Source organism: Pseudomonas sp. PA-7-1E (assembly GCF_021605325.1).
In the GTDB taxonomy this organism is placed as follows: domain Bacteria; phylum Pseudomonadota; class Gammaproteobacteria; order Pseudomonadales; family Pseudomonadaceae; genus Aquipseudomonas; species Aquipseudomonas fluorescens_BV.
In genome coordinates this window covers 227,498-244,253 of sequence record NZ_WKFA01000001.1, presented here as the reverse complement: position 1 = coordinate 244,253, position 16,756 = coordinate 227,498, and the positions used below count along the sequence as shown (strand labels likewise).

Genomic DNA, 16,756 nt, shown 5'->3' with positions numbered 1-16,756 from the left:
ACCGCTATCGCAGGCAAGCCAGCTCCCACATTTGATCTCAGGTGTTTGTTAGTCCAAGGTTCTTGGTAGTTGCAGGGTAACGCGCAGGCCGCCTTCACGCAGGTTCTGCAAACTCACTTCGCCCCCATGGCTGTGGGCAATATTGCGCGCAATCCCCAATCCCAATCCGTAACCCTGCTGCTGGCCGGCCAGGCGGAAGTGCGGCTCAAACACCTGCTCCAGTCGCTGCTGCGGCACACCGGGGCCCTCGTCATCCACATGCAGGATGAACTGCACGCCATCGTCCTCGATATGCAAATGCGCGTTCTGCCCGTACTTGAGCGCGTTGTCGATCAGGTTGCCGATGCAGCGCTTGAGCGCCAGCGGCTTGCCTGGGTAGGCTGACAGGGCCGCGCCATCAAGGGTCACTCGGCCATTGCCATGGGGTGCCAGGTACGGCTCCACCAGGCATTCGAGGACGTGGTTGAGGTCCACCGGCTGGATGTTTTCGTGGATGTCGGTATCTTTCACGCATTGCAGCGCGCCCTTGACCAGCAATTCCAGCTCATCCAGGTCACGGCCGAATTTGTTTTGCAGGTTCTCGTCTTCCAACAATTCCACACGCAGGCGCAGGCGGGTGATGGGCGTGCGCAGGTCATGGGAAATCGCGCTGAACAACTGGCTGCGCTCGGTCAGGTAACGGCTGATGCGTTCACGCATGGCATTGAATGCACGGCCCACTTCCACCACTTCACTGCCGCCGCCTTCAGCCACCGGCTCCACATCGGCGCCCAGGGACATGTCCCGCGCCGCTCGCGCCAGGCGCTTGAGTGGCCGGCTTTGCCAGTGCACCAGCAGGCCGATGAACAACAGCAGAAAACCGCTGGTGAGCACGATGAACCACACCTGCTGGGACGGCAGGCCTTGCTCTTCCAGGCTGGTGTAGGGCTCGGGCAATAGAGAGGCGATGTACAGCCATTCACCGGGTGCCAGTTGGATCTGGGTGACCAGCACCGGCGGGTTCACCGGTTCCAGGGTCAGCGCGTAATGGGCCCAGGAGCGCGGCAGTTCGTCGAGCTTCAGGCCGGCATTGAAGATGCGCAGGTCTTCGGCGCTGACGAACTCTACCGAGATATGCACGTCGGCACCCAGGGTCTGGCGCAGCACTTCGTCCACCGCCACCAGCACCGCTTGCTTGCGCGGGGTTTCGGGCAGTATTTGCATGTCCAGCGGGCGATCATTGAGGGTCACCACAAAACGCGTGCCGCCCATGCTGCGCAATTGGTCCAGCACTAACGGGCGATAGGCCACCGGCAGCGACCGGAAGTAACTCACGCTGGCGGTCATTGAGTGCGCCAGACTACGGGCGCTGGTCACCAGGCCCTCAAGCTGGGTGGCGCGCAGTTGCGACACCCAGATCACGCTGGACAGCGCTTGGGCAAACAGCACCGCCAGCAAGGTCAACAGTAACATGCGCCCCAGCAGCGAGCGGGGTACCGGGAAGCGGCGGCGACGTTCGTTCAGCGGTTCAGTGGGCATTGCCGGCAACCACGCTGGCTGCCAGTTGATAGCCGCTGCCACGCACGGTGCGGATCAGCCGCGGAGGTTTCTCGGTGTCGCGCAGGCGCTGGCGCAAGCGGCTGACGGCCATGTCGACGATACGGTCCAAGGGCATCAGGTCGCGGCCACGGGTGGCGTTGCCGATGGTGTCGCGGTCGAGGATCTGTTGCGGGTGGTCGAGAAACAACTTGAGCAAGGCGAAGTCGGCACCGGAGAGGATCACCTCTTCACCATCCACATGAAACAAGCGGTGGCTGATCATATCCAGGCGCCATTCATCGAACACCCACACATCACCGCCGCTGCTGCGCTCCTGGCCGAATTGGCAGCGGCGCAGCAGTGCCTTGATGCGCGCCTGCAACTCGCGGGGGCTGAATGGTTTGCCGATATAGTCATCGGCGCCCAGCTCCAGGCCGATCACGCGGTCGGCTTCGTCGGAACTGGCGGTGAGCATGATGATCGGCACCTGCGCCTGACGCGGGTGCTGGCGGATCCAGCGGCACAGGCTGAAGCCGTCTTCGTCTGGCAACATGACATCGAGGATGACCAGGTCGCACGGCGCCTCGTTCATCGCCTGGCGGAACCCCGCGCCGTCGGACACGCCACGGACCTGGAAGCCGGCGCGACTGAGGTAGGTTTGCAGCAATTCGCGGATTTCCTGGTCGTCGTCGACGAGGAGAATGGATTTACTGATTACGCTCACGGGGCCTCCTTGTTGTTATGGCCTGGCTTAAATCATCGGGTGCGCTTTAGGCCGTCATCGCAGGCAAGCCAGCTTCCACACTTGGAATGCATTCCAGACTGTGGGAGCTGGCTTGCCTGCGATGGCGCCATTATGACCTATGCAAAGGCTTGCTCAAGCGCTACACCCGCCCCGGTCAGCCCCGAATACGGCGCTGTCACCAGCCACACCGGAATACCTTTGAAGTAGTCGCTCATGCAGCCTTTGTCGCGAAAACTCTGGGCAAAGCCACTGTTGATAAAGAAGTCGGCAAACCTCGGTATCACCCCACCCACGATGTATACGCCACCGCGCCCACCGGTGGTCAAGACGTTATTGCCCGCCACTCGGCCCAGCCAGATGCTGAACTGGTCCAATACTTCCATGGCCACCGGATCGCCGGCCAGGCCCGCCGCCGTGATGGCTTCGGGGGTGTCGAGCACCGGCTCGTGCCCATCCACCGCACAAATCGCCCGGTACAGGCGTGGCAGGCCGCCACCGCTCAACGCGGTTTCGGCGCTGACATGCCCGATCTCGCTGTAGATGTGTTGCCACAGCTGGGTTTCCCGTGGGCTGCTCAGGGGCAGGTCGACATGCCCACCCTCCCCCGGCAATGCTGCCCAACGGCCTGCGCCGAGGTCCAACAAGGTGCCGACACCAAGACCCGTACCCGGGCCGATCACCACGGCCGGGCGCAAGGGCTCCGGCGTGCCTTCGCAGACCACGCGGAATTCGTCGGGCTTGAGTCGGGTCATGCCCAGGGCCATGGCCGAGAAGTCGTTGACCAGCAACAGTTCATCCACCTGCAGGGCCTGGCAAAACGCGGTTTTGCTCAGGCGCCAGTGGTTGTTGGTGAACTTGAATTCATCGCCGCTCACCGGCCCGGCCACCGACAGGCACACCGCACCGATGTCCCCGATTTGCAGGCCTTCTTCTTTGAGATAGACCTTGATCGCCTCTTCAGGGCTGCCGTGATCCGCCGTGGCATGCACGCGGATCGAATGCAGTTCCTGATCCCGCCATAACGCAAAACGGGCGTTAGTCCCCCCGATGTCACCGACCAGCGCAAGCTTCACTTAAGCGTCTCCAAGGCAGAGGTAAAGGCGCTGGCGCCCTGCTCTGCGGAGCTTGCGGCCAAGCGCATGAATGCAAACAACTCGCGACCGGCCCCCACGTTATTGCCCAACAGGCCCGTGGCAGGCGTGCGCGCTGCAAATACTTCGGCGTCCACCTTAAGCTCCAGGGTGCCGGTAACGCCATCCACACGGATGATATCGCCATCCTGGACCCGCGCCAGCGGCCCGCCGCTCTGGGCTTCGGGGTTGACGTGGATCGCGGCAGGGATCTTACCCGACGCGCCGGACATTCGCCCATCTGTCACCAGCGCCACTTTGAAACCACGGTCCTGCAACACGCCCAGGAACGGGGTCATCTTGTGCAGTTCCGGCATGCCGTTGGAGCGCGGCCCCTGGAAGCGCATCACCGCGACAAAGTCTTTTTCCAACAGGCCAGCCTTGAAGGCATCGGCCAGGTCCTGCTGGTCCTGGAACACCACCGCGGGCGCTTCGACAACCTGATGCTCCGGCGCTACCGCCGAAACCTTCATCACGCCACGGCCAAGGTTGCCTTCCATCACACGCAAGCCGCCTTCCGGCGAGAACGCACGGGCCACCGGGCGCAGGATGGTTTCGTCGAGGCTTTCGATCGGGCCGTCGCGCCAGACCAGTTCGCCATCCACCAGGAAAGGTTCCTGGATATAGCGGCTCAGGCCCTTGCCGGCCACGGTGTTGACGTCTTCGTGGAGCAGGCCGGCTTCCAGCAGTTCGCGGATCAGGAACGACATACCGCCCGCCGCCTGGAAGTGGTTGATGTCAGCCTTGCCATTTGGATACACGTGGGACAGGGTCGGCACCACCTCGGAGAGGTCGGCCATGTCCTGCCAGGTCAGGATGATGCCTGCCGACATGGCAATGGCCGGCATGTGCAGGGTGTGGTTGGTGGAGCCGCCAGTGGCGTTGAGCGCAACGATGGAGTTGACGATGGACTTCTCGTCGACAATCTCGCCAATCGGCGTGAAGTTGCCATTGGCCTTGGTCAAACGCGTGACCTGGTGCGCAGCTTCACGGGTCAACGCATCCCGCAGCGGCGTGTACGGGTTGACGAACGAAGCGCCGGGCAAGTGCAGGCCCATGACTTCCATCAGCAACTGGTTGGTGTTGGCGGTGCCGTAGAAGGTGCAGGTACCAGGGCTGTGGTAGGACTTCATCTCCGATTCCAGCAGTTCTTCGCGGCTGGCCTTGCCTTCGGCATAGCGCTGGCGCACATCGGCCTTCTGCTTGTTGGAGATACCCGACGGCATCGGCCCGCCCGGCACGAAGATCATCGGCAGGTGGCCGTAGCGCAGTGCGCCCATCATCAGGCCAGGGACGATCTTGTCGCAGATGCCCAGCATCAGCGCGGCGTCGAACATGTTGTGGGACAGCGCTACCGCCGTGGACATGGCAATGACTTCACGGCTGAGCAGGCTCAGCTCCATGCCTGGCTCGCCCTGGGTCACGCCGTCGCACATGGCGGGGGTCCCGCCGGCGAACTGACCGACCGAGCCGACTTCGCGCAGAGCCTTTTTGATTTGTTCGGGGAAATGCTCGTAGGGCTGATGCGCCGAGAGCATGTCGTTATAAGAAGAAACAATTGCCACGTTGGCGGCATTCATCATGCGCAGGCTGTTTTTGTCTTCGGTGCCGCAACCGGCCACGCCGTGGGCGAAGTTGGCGCATTGCAGCTTGCCGCGCATCGGACCGTCGCTGGCTGCGCCGCGAATGAGCGCAAGGTAAGCCTCGCGGGTGGCGCGGCTGCGGGCGATAAGCCGTTCGGTGACCTCAAGAACGCGGGGATGCATGTATAGAACTCCAGGCTAACGGATGTGGCGACCTGAGTGTCTATGCTGATCAAACGCCCACGGCTCATGGGATGGCAGGGGGTCGTTTGGATCATCGGACCAGTTGATTCAGGTCACTCGTTGTAGATTGAACAAAATATTGCCACTAAAAAGGCTTGTTTTCTATTTTTATGCGAATAATCTTGTAATTCTTACAACAAATCGACGACAGGCACCTTCCAATGACTCTTCGTATCGCAATCAATGGTTTTGGCCGTATCGGCCGTAATGTCCTGCGCGCACTGTATACCCAAGGCTATCGCCAGGATCTGCAGATCGTCGCCATCAACGATTTGGGCGACAGCTCGATCAATGCTCACCTGCTCAAGTACGACACCGTACACGGCACTTTCGACGCAGAGGTTGCCCACGATCAGGAAAGCCTGACCGTCAATGGTGACCGGATTGCCGTGAGTGCCATTCGCAACCCCGCCGACCTGCCGTGGGCTGCGCACAAGATTGACGTGGTGTTCGAATGCACCGGTCTGTTCACCGACCGTGACAAGGCTGCCGCCCATATTAGCGCCGGCGCGCGCAAGGTGATCATTTCGGCCCCGGCCAAAGGCGCGGATGCCACTGTGGTTTATGGCGTAAACCATGACATCTTGCGTCAATCCCACCAGATCATTTCCAACGCATCGTGCACCACCAACTGCCTGGCGCCGGTGGCCCAGGTGCTGCACCGCGAGCTGGGTATCGAAAGCGGCCTGATGACCACCATTCACGCCTACACCAACGACCAGAACCTTACCGACGTGTACCACACCGACCCGTACCGCGCGCGTTCGGCCACCCAGAACATGATCCCGAGCAAGACCGGCGCCGCTGAAGCGGTGGGCCTGGTGCTGCCGGAACTGGCAGGCAAGCTGACTGGCATGGCGGTGCGTGTGCCGGTGATCAACGTGTCGCTGGTAGACCTCACCGTGCAGTTGAAGAAAGAAGCCACGGCCGATGAAGTCAACGCCCTGCTCAAACACGCCAGCCAGCATTCGAAGATCCTCGGCTACAACACCCTGCCGCTGGTTTCCAGTGACTTCAACCATAACCCGCTGTCGTCGATCTTCGATGCCAATCACACCAAGGTCAGTGGCAAATTGCTCAAAGTATTGGCGTGGTATGACAACGAGTGGGGCTTCTCCAACCGCATGCTGGATAACTGCCTGGCGTTGTGCAACGCCGAGTAACTCCACAAGATCGACCAGATCGTTCCCACGCTCTGCGTGGGAATGCCACCCTGGACGCTCCGCGTCCTGCTCTTAAAGTTGTGACGCGGAGCGTCACAGGATGTGTTCCCACGCAGAGCATGGGAACGAGCGGCACAATCTCCAAGGCATCTCAAAGTGCCACTTGCCATTTCAGTTGATGATAAGCATTATCATTAACTGCAAATCGGTCTGGTATCACTGTGAGCCAATCTCGCTTCAACCACGTCTTCCTCACCCAACGGGTGATCCTGCTACGAACTCTGCAACGCATGGTGCATAACCACAGCACCGCCGAGGACCTGTTGCAGGAAACCTACCTGCGCGTGACTCGGGCCCTCAGCGAGCGGCCAATCGACCACCTTGAACCCTTTGTCTACCAGACGGCGCGCAACCTGGCGCTGGATCACTTGCGTTCGCGCAGGATTCAGGCGCGTACCCTGCAGGAGGATGTCCCGCTGGATGTCCTGCAAAGCGTCGCCGCGCCGGCCAGCACGCCTGAGGAAGCTACCCAGGCCGAGCAGCTACTGGAGCACCTGAGTGTCAGCCTCGGCCAGTTGAGCGCCCGCCAGCAGCGGATTTTCATCCTCAGCCGTCTGCACGGTTGCAGCTATCAGGAAATTGCCGATCAGTTGGGTGTGTCCTTGAGCACGGTGCAAAAGGAACTCAAATTGATCATGGCTATCTGTGTGGGTGTGGCCGAACGGCTGGATCAGCCTTAAGCTTCACCCGACAGAGGTGTCGATCCAAGCTGTAGGAAAAATGAATAGAACGTGGCGAAGACCCGAGGAACACCGTGACGGACCCGAATAAACTGCGCCCCCATGCGTTGGCTCATGAGGTGTTGCAAGACGCGGCCATGGACCAAGCCCTCGATTGGCTGATCGCCTTGCAGTGCCCGCAACCTGGGCAGCAGGCCGCGTTCGACGCCTGGCTGGCCCAGGACCCGGCGCATGTCCACGCCTTCAGCAAGGCCCAGGCCGCCTGGGGTGACGCGCCGGTACACAGCGCCGCCGTGGCCCTCGCCGCACCGCGCAAGCCCAGCGGCTGGCGCCGGATCAGACCGCACTGGAAACCCCTGGCCACCGCCGCCGTGTTACTGGTCGGCCTGTTCAGTTTCAGCAACCTGCCGGTGCGTTTGCAGGCCGACCATCTGACGGTGGTCGGCGAGCGCCAGCGCCTGCAACTGGACGATGGCTCCAAGGTACTGTTGAACACCAACTCGGCATTTTCCAGCACCATCAACCACCACCAGCGCATTGCCCGCCTGTACCAGGGCGAAGCGTTCTTTGAAATAGCGCCCACCCGTGGCCTGCCCCTGGAAATAGACGCCGGCCCGGTGCGCGCCAGCGTGCGTGACACCGCCTTTGCCGTGCGCTACCTCAATGGCGAAGCCCAGGTTCAAGTGCAGCGCGGCGATGTCGACCTGAGCAACACTTTCGACGATGCCCGCGTGCGCCTGAGCGCCGGTGAAAGCATTCGCATCGGCCCCAAGGGTTTCGGCCAACCGGCCAAGCTCGACCCCAGCAAAGACCTGGCCTGGGTCCAGGGCCGGCTGGTATTCGAAAACTGCCCGCTGAGCGAAGTGCTGGCTGAGCTGCGCCGCTATTACCCCGGCTGGATCGTCAACAACAACGAGCAGTTGGCCAGCGTCGCCGTCACCGGCAACTACCGCCTCGACCAGCCTCTGGACGTGGTGCGCTCCCTGGCCCACATCACCTCGGCCAAGCTGTCGGAGTACCCGGCGCTGGTGATCCTGAACTAAATGAGAATTATTTTTACTCGATGTTAACCGGCGATACGTCTCGTTATAGCCAATGCAACTGATTCCTATTTGGTTCGGTTCGCAACTATAAGATTCGTATCCCGGAGCGCTCTCGATGTCCTCTCGTTTCAACCGCCGGTCTGCTTCGCCCGTTTTGTCCTTGCTGACCGCCGCGATCTTGCTGGCTGGTGCGCCCGTCATGAGCGCCACCGCCGCGGAACCTGCCGCTCGCAGCCACGCCAATTACACGTTCAGCATCGAACAGCAGCCATTGGTGTCGGCACTCAACGCTTTCACCGCAGTGACCGGCTGGCAAGTGGGCCTGCCGGCCGAACTGGGCCAGGGCGTGTCGTCCCCTGGCGTGCGCGGCCCGCTGCCAGCGGAAAAAGCCCTGGACCGGCTGTTGGTGGGGACCAACCTGAGCTATCGCAAACTGGGCACCAACAACATCGTGCTGGAAAAACGTAGCGCCGGCAGCGCCCTCGCCCTGCAACAGGTGACCATCAGCGCCACTCGCAATGAACAGGATGTGAACAGCGTACCGAGCACCGTCAGCGTGCACGACCGCGCAGAACTGAACCGCCAGAACGTCAACAACATCCGTGAACTGGTGCGCTACGAACCCGGCGTCTCCGTCGGCGGCGCCGGTACGCGCTCGGGTAACGCGGGCTACAACATTCGTGGCATCGACGGCGACCGCGTCCTCACCCAGGTGGATGGCGTCGAAGTGCCGGACAATTTCTTCAACGGCCCTTACGCCAAGACCCGCCGCAATTACGTCGACCCGGAAATCGTCAAGCGCGTGGAGATCTTGCGCGGCCCGGCCTCGGCCCTGTACGGCAGCAGCGCCATCGGCGGCGCGGTGAGTTATTTCACCCTCGACCCGGATGACATCATCAAGCCAGGCCAGGACGTCGGTGCCCGCCTGAAGACCGGCTACAGCTCCGCCGACGAGAGCTGGCTGACCTCCGGCACCTTCGCCGGGCGTGTGCAGGACTTCGATGGTTTGCTGCACCTGAGCCAGCGCAATGGCCACGAAACCGAATCCTACGATGGCAACAACGCCACCGGCCTGGCCCGTACCGGCGCCAACCCGGAAGATGCGCGCACCACCAACGTGCTGGCCAAGCTGGGCTGGAACTATGGCGATGACAACCGCCTGGGCCTGACCTACGAGAAGTTCAAGGATGACCGCGACGTCAATCTGAAAAACGCAGTGGGCGGTCCGTTCATCGGTGGCCGGGGCATGAACCTGTACCGCGATCGTCGCGGTAACGACACCATTACCCGCGAGCGCTTCGGCCTGGAAAACACCTTTGCCCTGGAGTCGCCGATTGCCGACCGCATCAAGACCAGCCTCAACTACCAGATCGCCAAGACCGACCAGACCACCGCCGAAATCTACCAGGCCGGCCGTCGCGTCCTGCGTACCCGCGACACCCTTTACGAAGAGAAGCAGTGGGTCTTCGACGCGCAACTGGACAAGGCCTTCAGCCTCGGCGAAACCGACCACCAGGTGACCTACGGCACCACCCTCAAGCAGCAGAAAGTCACCGGTTCACGCGAAGGCTCGGCCTCGTGCCTGGCCATCGGCGCCGGCTGCACCGCCATCGGCGCGCCAAGCCCGCAAGCGAGCGACAGCGTGAAGAAGGCCAGCGACTTCCCCGACCCAACCATCAACACCTACTCGCTGTTCGCCCAGGACCAGATCACCTGGGACAAATGGACCTTCCTGCCCGCCGTGCGTTATGACTACACCCGGCTCAAGCCCAAGCTGACCCAGGAATTCCTCAACACCGTCAACCCGACCGGCGCCTATGCCGTCGATGGCAAAGACAAGACCTGGAACCGCGTAACACCCAAGTTCGGCCTCACCTATGCCCTGACCGACAACTACACCTGGTTCGGTCAATACGCCGAGGGCTTCCGTACGCCGTCTGCCAAAGCGCTGTACGGTCGCTTCGAAAACCTCAACCTGGGCTACACCGTCGAACCCAACCCCGACCTCAAGCCAGAAACCAGCAAAGGCATCGAAACCGGGATTCGCGGCAAATTCGACGAAGGCTCCTTCGATATTGCGGTGTACTACAACAAGTACCGTGACTTTATCGACGAAGACAACGCCGTGGTCGGCGGCACCGTGGAGCAATTCAAGGCGGTCAACATCAAGCGCGCCACCGTCAAGGGCGTGGAAGCCAAGGGCCGCCTGAACCTGGATACCTTCGGCGCGCCGAAGGGCCTGTATACCCAAGGCTCGGTTGCCTACACCTACGGTCGCAACGACGACAATGGCGAGCCGTTGAACAGCGTCAACCCGCTCAAGGGCGTGTTTGGCCTGGGCTACGACCAGGACAACTACGGTGGCCTGGTGAGCTGGACCTTGGTGAAAAAACAGGACCGCGTCGACAGCACCACCTTCCACGCGCCCGACGGCGGCACCGACGGCCCGTTCAAGACCCCGGGCTTCGGCATCCTCGACCTGACCGCTTATTACAAGGTGAGCAAAGACGTGACCGTCAACGGTGGCCTCTACAACCTCACCGACAAGAAGTACTGGAACTGGGATGACGTGCGCAGCTACGACAGCGTCGGCGAAGCCGGTGTGACCGGCCCGGCCAACCTCGACCGCCTGACCCAGCCCGGTCGCAACTTTGCGATCAACGTGATCTGGGACATCTGACCCTTCCGCCTCACCTCGCCGCCATTGCATCCGCGGCGAGGTGAGGATTTTTTACTGTGCCGCGTCTTCTTGTTCGTCTAGTTGATAACAGCTCTCTTCAGGGCGCCCAGGCGCTTCTCTTCTCAAGGATTTTTTTCATGACCACTTCTTCCACCGCAGAACGTCCAAGCCTGCGCTCCCAACGCCTGAACCAGATCACCAACGAGCCGCACACCAAGCTCGACGCATTGGTGAAGGCTCACGCGCCGTTCGAAACCCAAGCCAACTTCGCCCGCTTCGTAGTGGCCCAGTACCTGTTCCAATCGGAACTGGTGGCCTTGTACAACGATGCCGAACTGAACCAGATCATCCCTGACCTGGCCGCCCGCTGCCGCGCCGAAGCCGCCAAGCTCGACCTGGCAGACCTGGACACCGAAACCCCGGCCCCGGTTGCCGGCGCGGTGAACAACCCCAGCAAAGCCGAAGCTTTGGGCTGGCTGTTCGTCTCCGAAGGCTCCAAGCTGGGCGCTGCGTTCCTGATCAAGCGCGCCGTGGGCCTGGGCCTGAGCGAGACCTTCGGTGCCCGCCACCTGGGCGAGCCGGCCGGTGGTCGCGCCGAAGGCTGGAAAAGCTTCACCCGCACCCTCGACGGCCTGGCATTCAGTGCCGAAGAAGAAGCTGCCGTGGAAAAAGGCGCGATTGATGCGTTTGTGCGCTTCACCGTGTTGCTGGAACAGGCGTACGCTAGCGCCCCAGAACTGGCGTAAGTGTTCTGGTAGACAGCGGTTCAATGTGGGAGCTGGCTTGCCTGCGATGGCGGTGGGTCAGCGCCAGATGTTTAACCTGATACACCGCAATCACAGGCAAGCCAGCTCCCACACTTGGGTGCATTTCATGGCTGATAATGTGTAAACCTTCCCACCAGAAAACTGCAGCATGACCGGCAAACCCCAATCCTCCTCCAAAATCGCCCAAGTCCTCTTTGGCCTGCTGGCCTACGTCAGCCTGGGGATCGGCTTGGTTGCGATTGTGATACCGGGGTTGCCCACCACCGAATTCATCCTGCTCGCCGCCTGGGCCGCCACCAAAAGCTCGCCGCGCCTCAGCGCCTGGCTGGAAAACCACCGCCTGTTCGGGCCGATCCTGTCCAACTGGCGCAATGGCAAGATCATCGCCCGCCGCGCCAAGGTCAGCGCCACCGTGAGCATGTTGCTGTGCGCCGTGCTGATGCTGGTGATGCTCGATCACGGCTGGCCGGTGTACCTGGCAATTGCCGGAATGAGCCTGGGCAACCTGTGGATCTGGTCCCGCCCCGAGCAGCTCGCACGCCCCGTATAACGGCCGGTGTAGGCATTTTCCTACCGCTCATCGCCTATTGCTCATGAATTGATTTGTGACGCCGATGTTTCAGGTACGGCGCCGAATGGACTTGGCTCTTCTGCGTGCATTCCAACAAGTCCATTCGTGAGTGAACCTATGTTCGACACCCTCTCCATCCGCTTGAAAATCGTGTTGCTGTCCGGCCTGTGTCTGCTGGGTGTGATTGCACTGGTGGTCGGCATCAATATCTACAACACCAACCAGAACGATCGGCTGGTCAGTGATTCAAGCTCACGAATGCTCACCGCCAGCGTGGAGCAGTTGCTGCAATCCAAAGCGGCCGAACAGGCCGGCCACTTGCAGCAGACCTTCGGCGAAAACCTGCTGGTGGTCACAGCCCTGGCCGACCAGATCAAAGACCTGCGTCAGTTGGGCATCCAGCGTTCCCTTGAAGCCGGGGCTCTGCGTGAAGAGCTCAACCGCAGCGTCAAAACCGCGTTCGAGCGCAACACCAAGGTGCTGGGCATCTGGTTATCGTTCGAACCCAACGGGCTGGATGGCAAGGACAGCGAATTCATCGACGACAAGGCACGCGTCTCCAACGAAAAAGGCCGGTTTTCCAGCTACTGGAGCCGGGCTGGCGGCGAAAGCCTGAATACCGTCATGGTCGAAGATGACCTGACCAAGACCACCCTCAACCTCAGCGGTACGCCCTACAACATCTGGTACACCTGCCCACGGGACACGCGCAGCACTTGCCTGCTGGACCCGTACGAAGACACCGTGGCCGACAAACCGGTACTGATGACTACCATTTCCCTGCCGCTGATCGTCGACGGCAAAGTCATCGGTGTCGTCGGCGTGGACATCGCCCTCACCGCCCTGCAAGCGACCACCGATGCTGCGCAGAAAGACCTGTTCAACGGTGCCGCCCACCTGGAGATTCTGTCCAGCACCGGCCTGATCGCCGCCTACAGCGGTGAACCAGCCAAAGTCGGCAAGAACCTGATCGACAGCCTCGGCGCCGAAGGCAAAGAGATCGTGCAACTACTGGCCAATGACCGGCCTGTTATCCGTGAACAGGACGACACCATTCGTGCCGTGTACCCGCTCAAGCCGATTGCCGGTGCCAAATCCTGGGGCGTGGTGATCAAGCTGCCCAAAGCGGTGATGCTGGCCGACAACGAAAAACTGCAAGCCGTACTCGACGAGGCCCAGGCAACGGGCACGCTCAAAGCCCTGCTGGTGGCCGCCGCCGCTGGCCTGCTGGGCTTGCTGTTGATCTGGCTGACCGCTACTGGCGTGACCCGCCCTATCAATAGCGTGGCCGCCATGCTCAAGGACATCGCCAGCGGTGACGGCGACCTCACCCAACGCCTGGCCTATGCCAAGAAAGACGAGCTGGGCGAGCTGGTGAACTGGTTCAACCGCTTCCTCGACAAACTGCAGCCGACCATTGCGCAGATCAAGCAAAGCATTACCGAAGCCCGCGGGACGGCCGATCAGTCGTCCGCCATTGCGCGCCAGACCAGCGAAGGCATGCAGGTGCAGTTCCGTGAAATCGACCAGGTCGCCACCGCGTCGAACGAAATGAGCGCCACCGCCCACGACGTGGCCAACAGCGCCTCCAATGCCGCCAGCGCGGCACGCGGTGCCGACCAGTCGGCCCGCGAAGGCATGTCGATCATCGAGCAGAGCACCCGCGATATCACCACCCTGGCCGACGAAGTCAGCAAAGCCGTGGGCGAAGTCGAAGCCCTGGCGGTCAACAGCGAGCAAATCGGTTCAGTGCTGGAGGTGATCCGCAGCATTGCCGAACAGACCAACCTGCTGGCGTTGAATGCGGCGATTGAAGCGGCACGCGCCGGAGAAAGCGGACGTGGTTTTGCGGTGGTGGCCGACGAGGTGCGCAATCTGGCCAAACGCACCCAGGACTCGGTGGAAGAAATCCGCCTGGTGATCGAGCGTATCCAGAGCGGCACTCGTGGCGTAGTGGCGACCATGCACTCCAGCCAGCACCAGGCGCAGAGCAATGCCGGGCAGATCCATCAAGCCGTGCAAGCCCTGGGCAAGATCAGCGACGCGGTCACGGTGATCAGCGACATGAACCTGCAAATCGCCAGCGCGGCCGAACAGCAGAGCGCGGTGGCCGAAGAGGTCAACCGCAACGTCTCGGCGATTCGCACCGTGACCGAAACCCTGACCGGCCAGGCTACCGAGTCGGCGGCGATCAGTAGCCAGCTCAATGCGCTGGCCAGCCAGCAGATGAAGTTGATGGATCAGTTTAGGGTCTGACTCGGTTCTGAAACATTGCCCCCTGTAGGAGCGAGCTTGCTCGCGAAAAACGTCAACGATAACGCGTGCTTCCTGAATAAACGCGGCGCCTTTGAGTTCTTCGCGAGCAAGCTCGCTCCTACATATAGAGCAGGGCAGTGGTGAATTACCGGCCGGGCCAGGCCTGGACGAACGGCGTCAGGTCTTCCTTCGGCGCCGTACGCGGTGGGTTCTGCGGCGTGCCCAGGTAGAGAAAGCCAATCACTTCTTCATTCGCCGCCAACCCCAGGCCTTTAGCGACATGGGCTGAGTAGGACAATTCGCCGGTACGCCACACCGCACCAATACCCTGGGCATACGCCGCCAGCAGAATGCCGTGGGCCGCACAGGCGGCGGCCAGCAACTGCTCGGACTTGGGCACTTTGAAATGCTCTTGCACACGTGCAATCACCACCACCACCAGCGGCGCACGCAGCGGGCCGTTCTGGGCCTTGTCGATGGCGGCTTGCGGTGCGTCGGCGTCTTGCAGACGAGCGGCTTCGGCCAACAGCGTGCCCATCTGTTCACGGGCTGCGCCTTCCACGGTGAGGAAACGCCACGGGCGCAGTTGACCGTGATCGGGCGCGCGCATGGCGGCGGCGAACAGCAGGTCGCGCTGCTCCTGGGTCGGTGCCGGGTCGAGCAAACGGGGCACGGAAACACGGTTGAGCAAAGCGTCGAGAGCCTGCATTGGCCACCTCCATAAAAAAATGTGCAGCCATTCTAGCGGGAAAAAATCGGGATGCCACCAAACGATAATTGCTCTTATTCAATCTGCCCTGCCCTGTTAGACTTTGCGCCTTAATTTTCTGCCCTCGTCCAGGAATCTCGATGTTCCGTGCGCTTTTGTACCTGCCTGCAGCGTTGATGGCTTTAAGCCTGACTGCTTGCGATGACGCCCCTCGCTTCACGAAAGCAGAGCCGGGTGAATCGCGGGCCGGTGGCGCGGCGACGGTAAACAAGCGCGACCAGAACGCCTTTTCCTTGCCCTCGGCCAACCTGGCGCCGACGCGGCGCCTGGACTTCAGCGTCGGCAACAGTTTCTTTCGCAACCCGTGGGTGATTGCGCCGTCCACCACCACGGCGCGCGATGGCCTGGGCCCACTGTTCAATACCAACGCCTGCCAGAACTGCCATATCAAGGATGGCCGTGGCCACCCGCCGCTGCCCGACGCGCCCAATGCCGTATCGATGCTGGTGCGCCTGTCCATCCATCCCTCTATTACAGAGCAGCCCGCCTACGCCAAGCTCATCGAACAGATCGGCGTGGTACCCGAGCCGGTCTACGGCGGGCAACTCCAGGACATGGCGGTGCCTGGCGTTGCGCCGGAAGGCAAGGTGCGGGTCGACTACACACCGGTCAACGTCAGGTTCAAGGACGGCACGCTCGTTGAATTACGCAAGCCCGACCTGCAGATCACCCAACTCGGCTACGGCCCGATGCACCCCGACACACGCTTCTCGGCGCGTATCGCCCCGCCGATGATCGGCCTGGGCCTGCTCGAAGCGATCAGCGATGCCGATATCCTGCGCAACACCGACCCCAAGACCGCCGACAAAGAGGCCATCCTGGGCCGCGCCAATTGGGTCTGGGATGACGCTCAGGCCAAAACTGTCCTCGGGCGTTTTGGCTGGAAAGCCGGGCAGCCCAACCTCAATCAACAAAACGTTCACGCGTTTTCTGGTGATATGGGCCTCACCACGTCCCTGAGACCCTTCGATGACTGCACCGACGCCCAAGTGGCCTGCAAACAGGCGCCCAACGGCAATGGCCCGCAGGGTGAACCGGAAGTCAGCGATAACATCCTGCGCCTGGTGCTGTTCTACACCCGCAACCTCGCGGTGCCCGCACGTCGGGACGTTGACACGCCGCAAGTGCTGGCCGGCAAGAACCTGTTCTACCAGGCCGGTTGCCAGGGCTGTCACAAGCCCAGCTTCACCACCACCGCCAATGCCGCCGAACCTGAACTGGCCAACCAGTTGATCCGCCCTTACAGCGACCTGCTGCTGCACGATATGGGCGAAGGCCTGGCCGACAACCGTAGCGAATTCAAAGCCACCGGCCGCGACTGGCGCACCCCGCCGCTGTGGGGCATCGGCCTGACGCAAACCGTGAGTGGTCATACCCAGTTCCTGCATGACGGCCGCGCCCGCAACCTGCTTGAAGCCGTGCTGTGGCATGGCGGTGAAGCTCAAGCGGCGCAGCAACATGTGTTGTCGTTCAATGCCGAGCAGCGTGCCGCGTTGCTGGCGTTCCTGAATTCTTTATAAGCTTTGCCCCACTTACAGAAGGGAGCTC

The 16,756-nt window shown here is 61.6% G+C and carries 13 protein-coding genes; 8 read left to right on the top strand and 5 right to left on the bottom strand.

Annotated features, from left to right (window positions below):
* Positions 1-48 precede the first annotated feature (48 nt).
* From GIW79_RS01130 to edd, 4 genes are all read right to left on the bottom strand, one after another.
* Entirely contained in the window at positions 49-1,518 is a 1,470-nt protein-coding gene (locus GIW79_RS01130; RefSeq protein ID WP_034128612.1) for an ATP-binding protein, read from the bottom strand.
* On the bottom strand, positions 1,508-2,242 hold the full coding sequence (locus tag GIW79_RS01125; RefSeq protein WP_003193918.1) for a response regulator: 735 nt from the start codon (positions 2,240-2,242) through the stop codon (positions 1,508-1,510). The genes GIW79_RS01130 and GIW79_RS01125 overlap by 11 nt, the downstream gene beginning before the upstream one ends.
* Positions 2,243-2,379: 137 nt before the next feature.
* Positions 2,380-3,336 carry a glucokinase gene (locus tag GIW79_RS01120; protein ID WP_034128613.1) on the bottom strand — a complete coding sequence of 319 codons (957 nt, stop codon included), beginning with the start codon at positions 3,334-3,336 and terminating at the stop codon, positions 2,380-2,382.
* Entirely contained in the window at positions 3,333-5,159 is a 1,827-nt protein-coding gene (edd, locus tag GIW79_RS01115) for a phosphogluconate dehydratase (protein WP_014719752.1), read from the bottom strand. Before edd ends, GIW79_RS01120 begins: the two co-directional genes overlap by 4 nt.
* Positions 5,160-5,380: 221 nt before the next feature.
* Here edd and gap point away from each other — a divergent pair, with 221 nt between their 5' ends.
* The 7 genes from gap (at position 5,381) to GIW79_RS01080 (ending at position 14,439) form a co-directional block, all read left to right on the top strand.
* Positions 5,381-6,382 (top strand): type I glyceraldehyde-3-phosphate dehydrogenase, encoded by a 1,002-nt coding sequence (gene gap / locus GIW79_RS01110; protein WP_003193921.1) that lies wholly within the window; start codon positions 5,381-5,383, stop codon positions 6,380-6,382.
* A gap of 221 nt (positions 6,383-6,603) precedes the next feature.
* The gene (locus tag GIW79_RS01105; RefSeq protein ID WP_003193922.1) at positions 6,604-7,122 is read left to right on the top strand and encodes an RNA polymerase sigma factor; all 519 of its coding nucleotides are present in this window, start codon (positions 6,604-6,606) and stop codon (positions 7,120-7,122) included.
* Positions 7,123-7,196: 74 nt separating this feature from the next.
* Positions 7,197-8,165 carry a FecR family protein gene (locus tag GIW79_RS01100; protein WP_057975089.1) on the top strand — a complete coding sequence of 323 codons (969 nt, stop codon included), beginning with the start codon at positions 7,197-7,199 and terminating at the stop codon, positions 8,163-8,165.
* 115 nt (positions 8,166-8,280) lie between these two features.
* The gene (locus tag GIW79_RS01095; RefSeq protein WP_236452677.1) at positions 8,281-10,845 is read left to right on the top strand and encodes a TonB-dependent receptor; all 2,565 of its coding nucleotides are present in this window, start codon (positions 8,281-8,283) and stop codon (positions 10,843-10,845) included.
* Between the two features lie 137 nt (positions 10,846-10,982).
* Entirely contained in the window at positions 10,983-11,591 is a 609-nt protein-coding gene (locus GIW79_RS01090; protein ID WP_034128616.1) for a biliverdin-producing heme oxygenase, read from the top strand.
* Between the two features lie 169 nt (positions 11,592-11,760).
* Positions 11,761-12,162, top strand: coding sequence for a YbaN family protein (locus GIW79_RS01085; RefSeq protein ID WP_014719757.1), 402 nt, complete (start codon positions 11,761-11,763; stop codon positions 12,160-12,162).
* A 138-nt stretch (positions 12,163-12,300) separates the two neighbouring features.
* The gene (locus GIW79_RS01080) at positions 12,301-14,439 is read left to right on the top strand and encodes a methyl-accepting chemotaxis protein (RefSeq protein WP_198790665.1); all 2,139 of its coding nucleotides are present in this window, start codon (positions 12,301-12,303) and stop codon (positions 14,437-14,439) included.
* A gap of 145 nt (positions 14,440-14,584) precedes the next feature.
* Here GIW79_RS01080 and GIW79_RS01075 read toward each other — a convergent pair whose 3' ends face one another.
* The gene (locus tag GIW79_RS01075) at positions 14,585-15,148 is read right to left on the bottom strand and encodes an NAD(P)H nitroreductase (protein WP_038451385.1); all 564 of its coding nucleotides are present in this window, start codon (positions 15,146-15,148) and stop codon (positions 14,585-14,587) included.
* Between the two features lie 140 nt (positions 15,149-15,288).
* Here GIW79_RS01075 and GIW79_RS01070 point away from each other — a divergent pair, with 140 nt between their 5' ends.
* Positions 15,289-16,728, top strand: coding sequence for a di-heme oxidoreductase family protein (locus tag GIW79_RS01070; RefSeq protein ID WP_054918349.1), 1,440 nt, complete (start codon positions 15,289-15,291; stop codon positions 16,726-16,728).
* Positions 16,729-16,756: the final 28 nt, after the last annotated feature.

What these genes read in the sequence shown, in the direction of transcription:
- edd (WP_014719752.1), bottom strand. Translation starts at nt 5,159, where the DNA reads ATGCATCCCCGCGTTCTTGAGGTCACCGAACGGCTTATCGCCCGCAGC.
- GIW79_RS01080 (WP_198790665.1), top strand. Translation starts at nt 12,301, where the DNA reads ATGTTCGACACCCTCTCCATCCGCTTGAAAATCGTGTTGCTGTCCGGC.
- gap (WP_003193921.1), top strand. Translation starts at nt 5,381, where the DNA reads ATGACTCTTCGTATCGCAATCAATGGTTTTGGCCGTATCGGCCGTAAT.
- GIW79_RS01085 (WP_014719757.1), top strand. Translation starts at nt 11,761, where the DNA reads ATGACCGGCAAACCCCAATCCTCCTCCAAAATCGCCCAAGTCCTCTTT.
- GIW79_RS01130 (WP_034128612.1), bottom strand. Translation starts at nt 1,518, where the DNA reads ATGCCCACTGAACCGCTGAACGAACGTCGCCGCCGCTTCCCGGTACCC.
- GIW79_RS01090 (WP_034128616.1), top strand. Translation starts at nt 10,983, where the DNA reads ATGACCACTTCTTCCACCGCAGAACGTCCAAGCCTGCGCTCCCAACGC.
- GIW79_RS01070 (WP_054918349.1), top strand. Translation starts at nt 15,289, where the DNA reads ATGTTCCGTGCGCTTTTGTACCTGCCTGCAGCGTTGATGGCTTTAAGC.
- GIW79_RS01075 (WP_038451385.1), bottom strand. Translation starts at nt 15,148, where the DNA reads ATGCAGGCTCTCGACGCTTTGCTCAACCGTGTTTCCGTGCCCCGTTTG.
- GIW79_RS01095 (WP_236452677.1), top strand. Translation starts at nt 8,281, where the DNA reads ATGTCCTCTCGTTTCAACCGCCGGTCTGCTTCGCCCGTTTTGTCCTTG.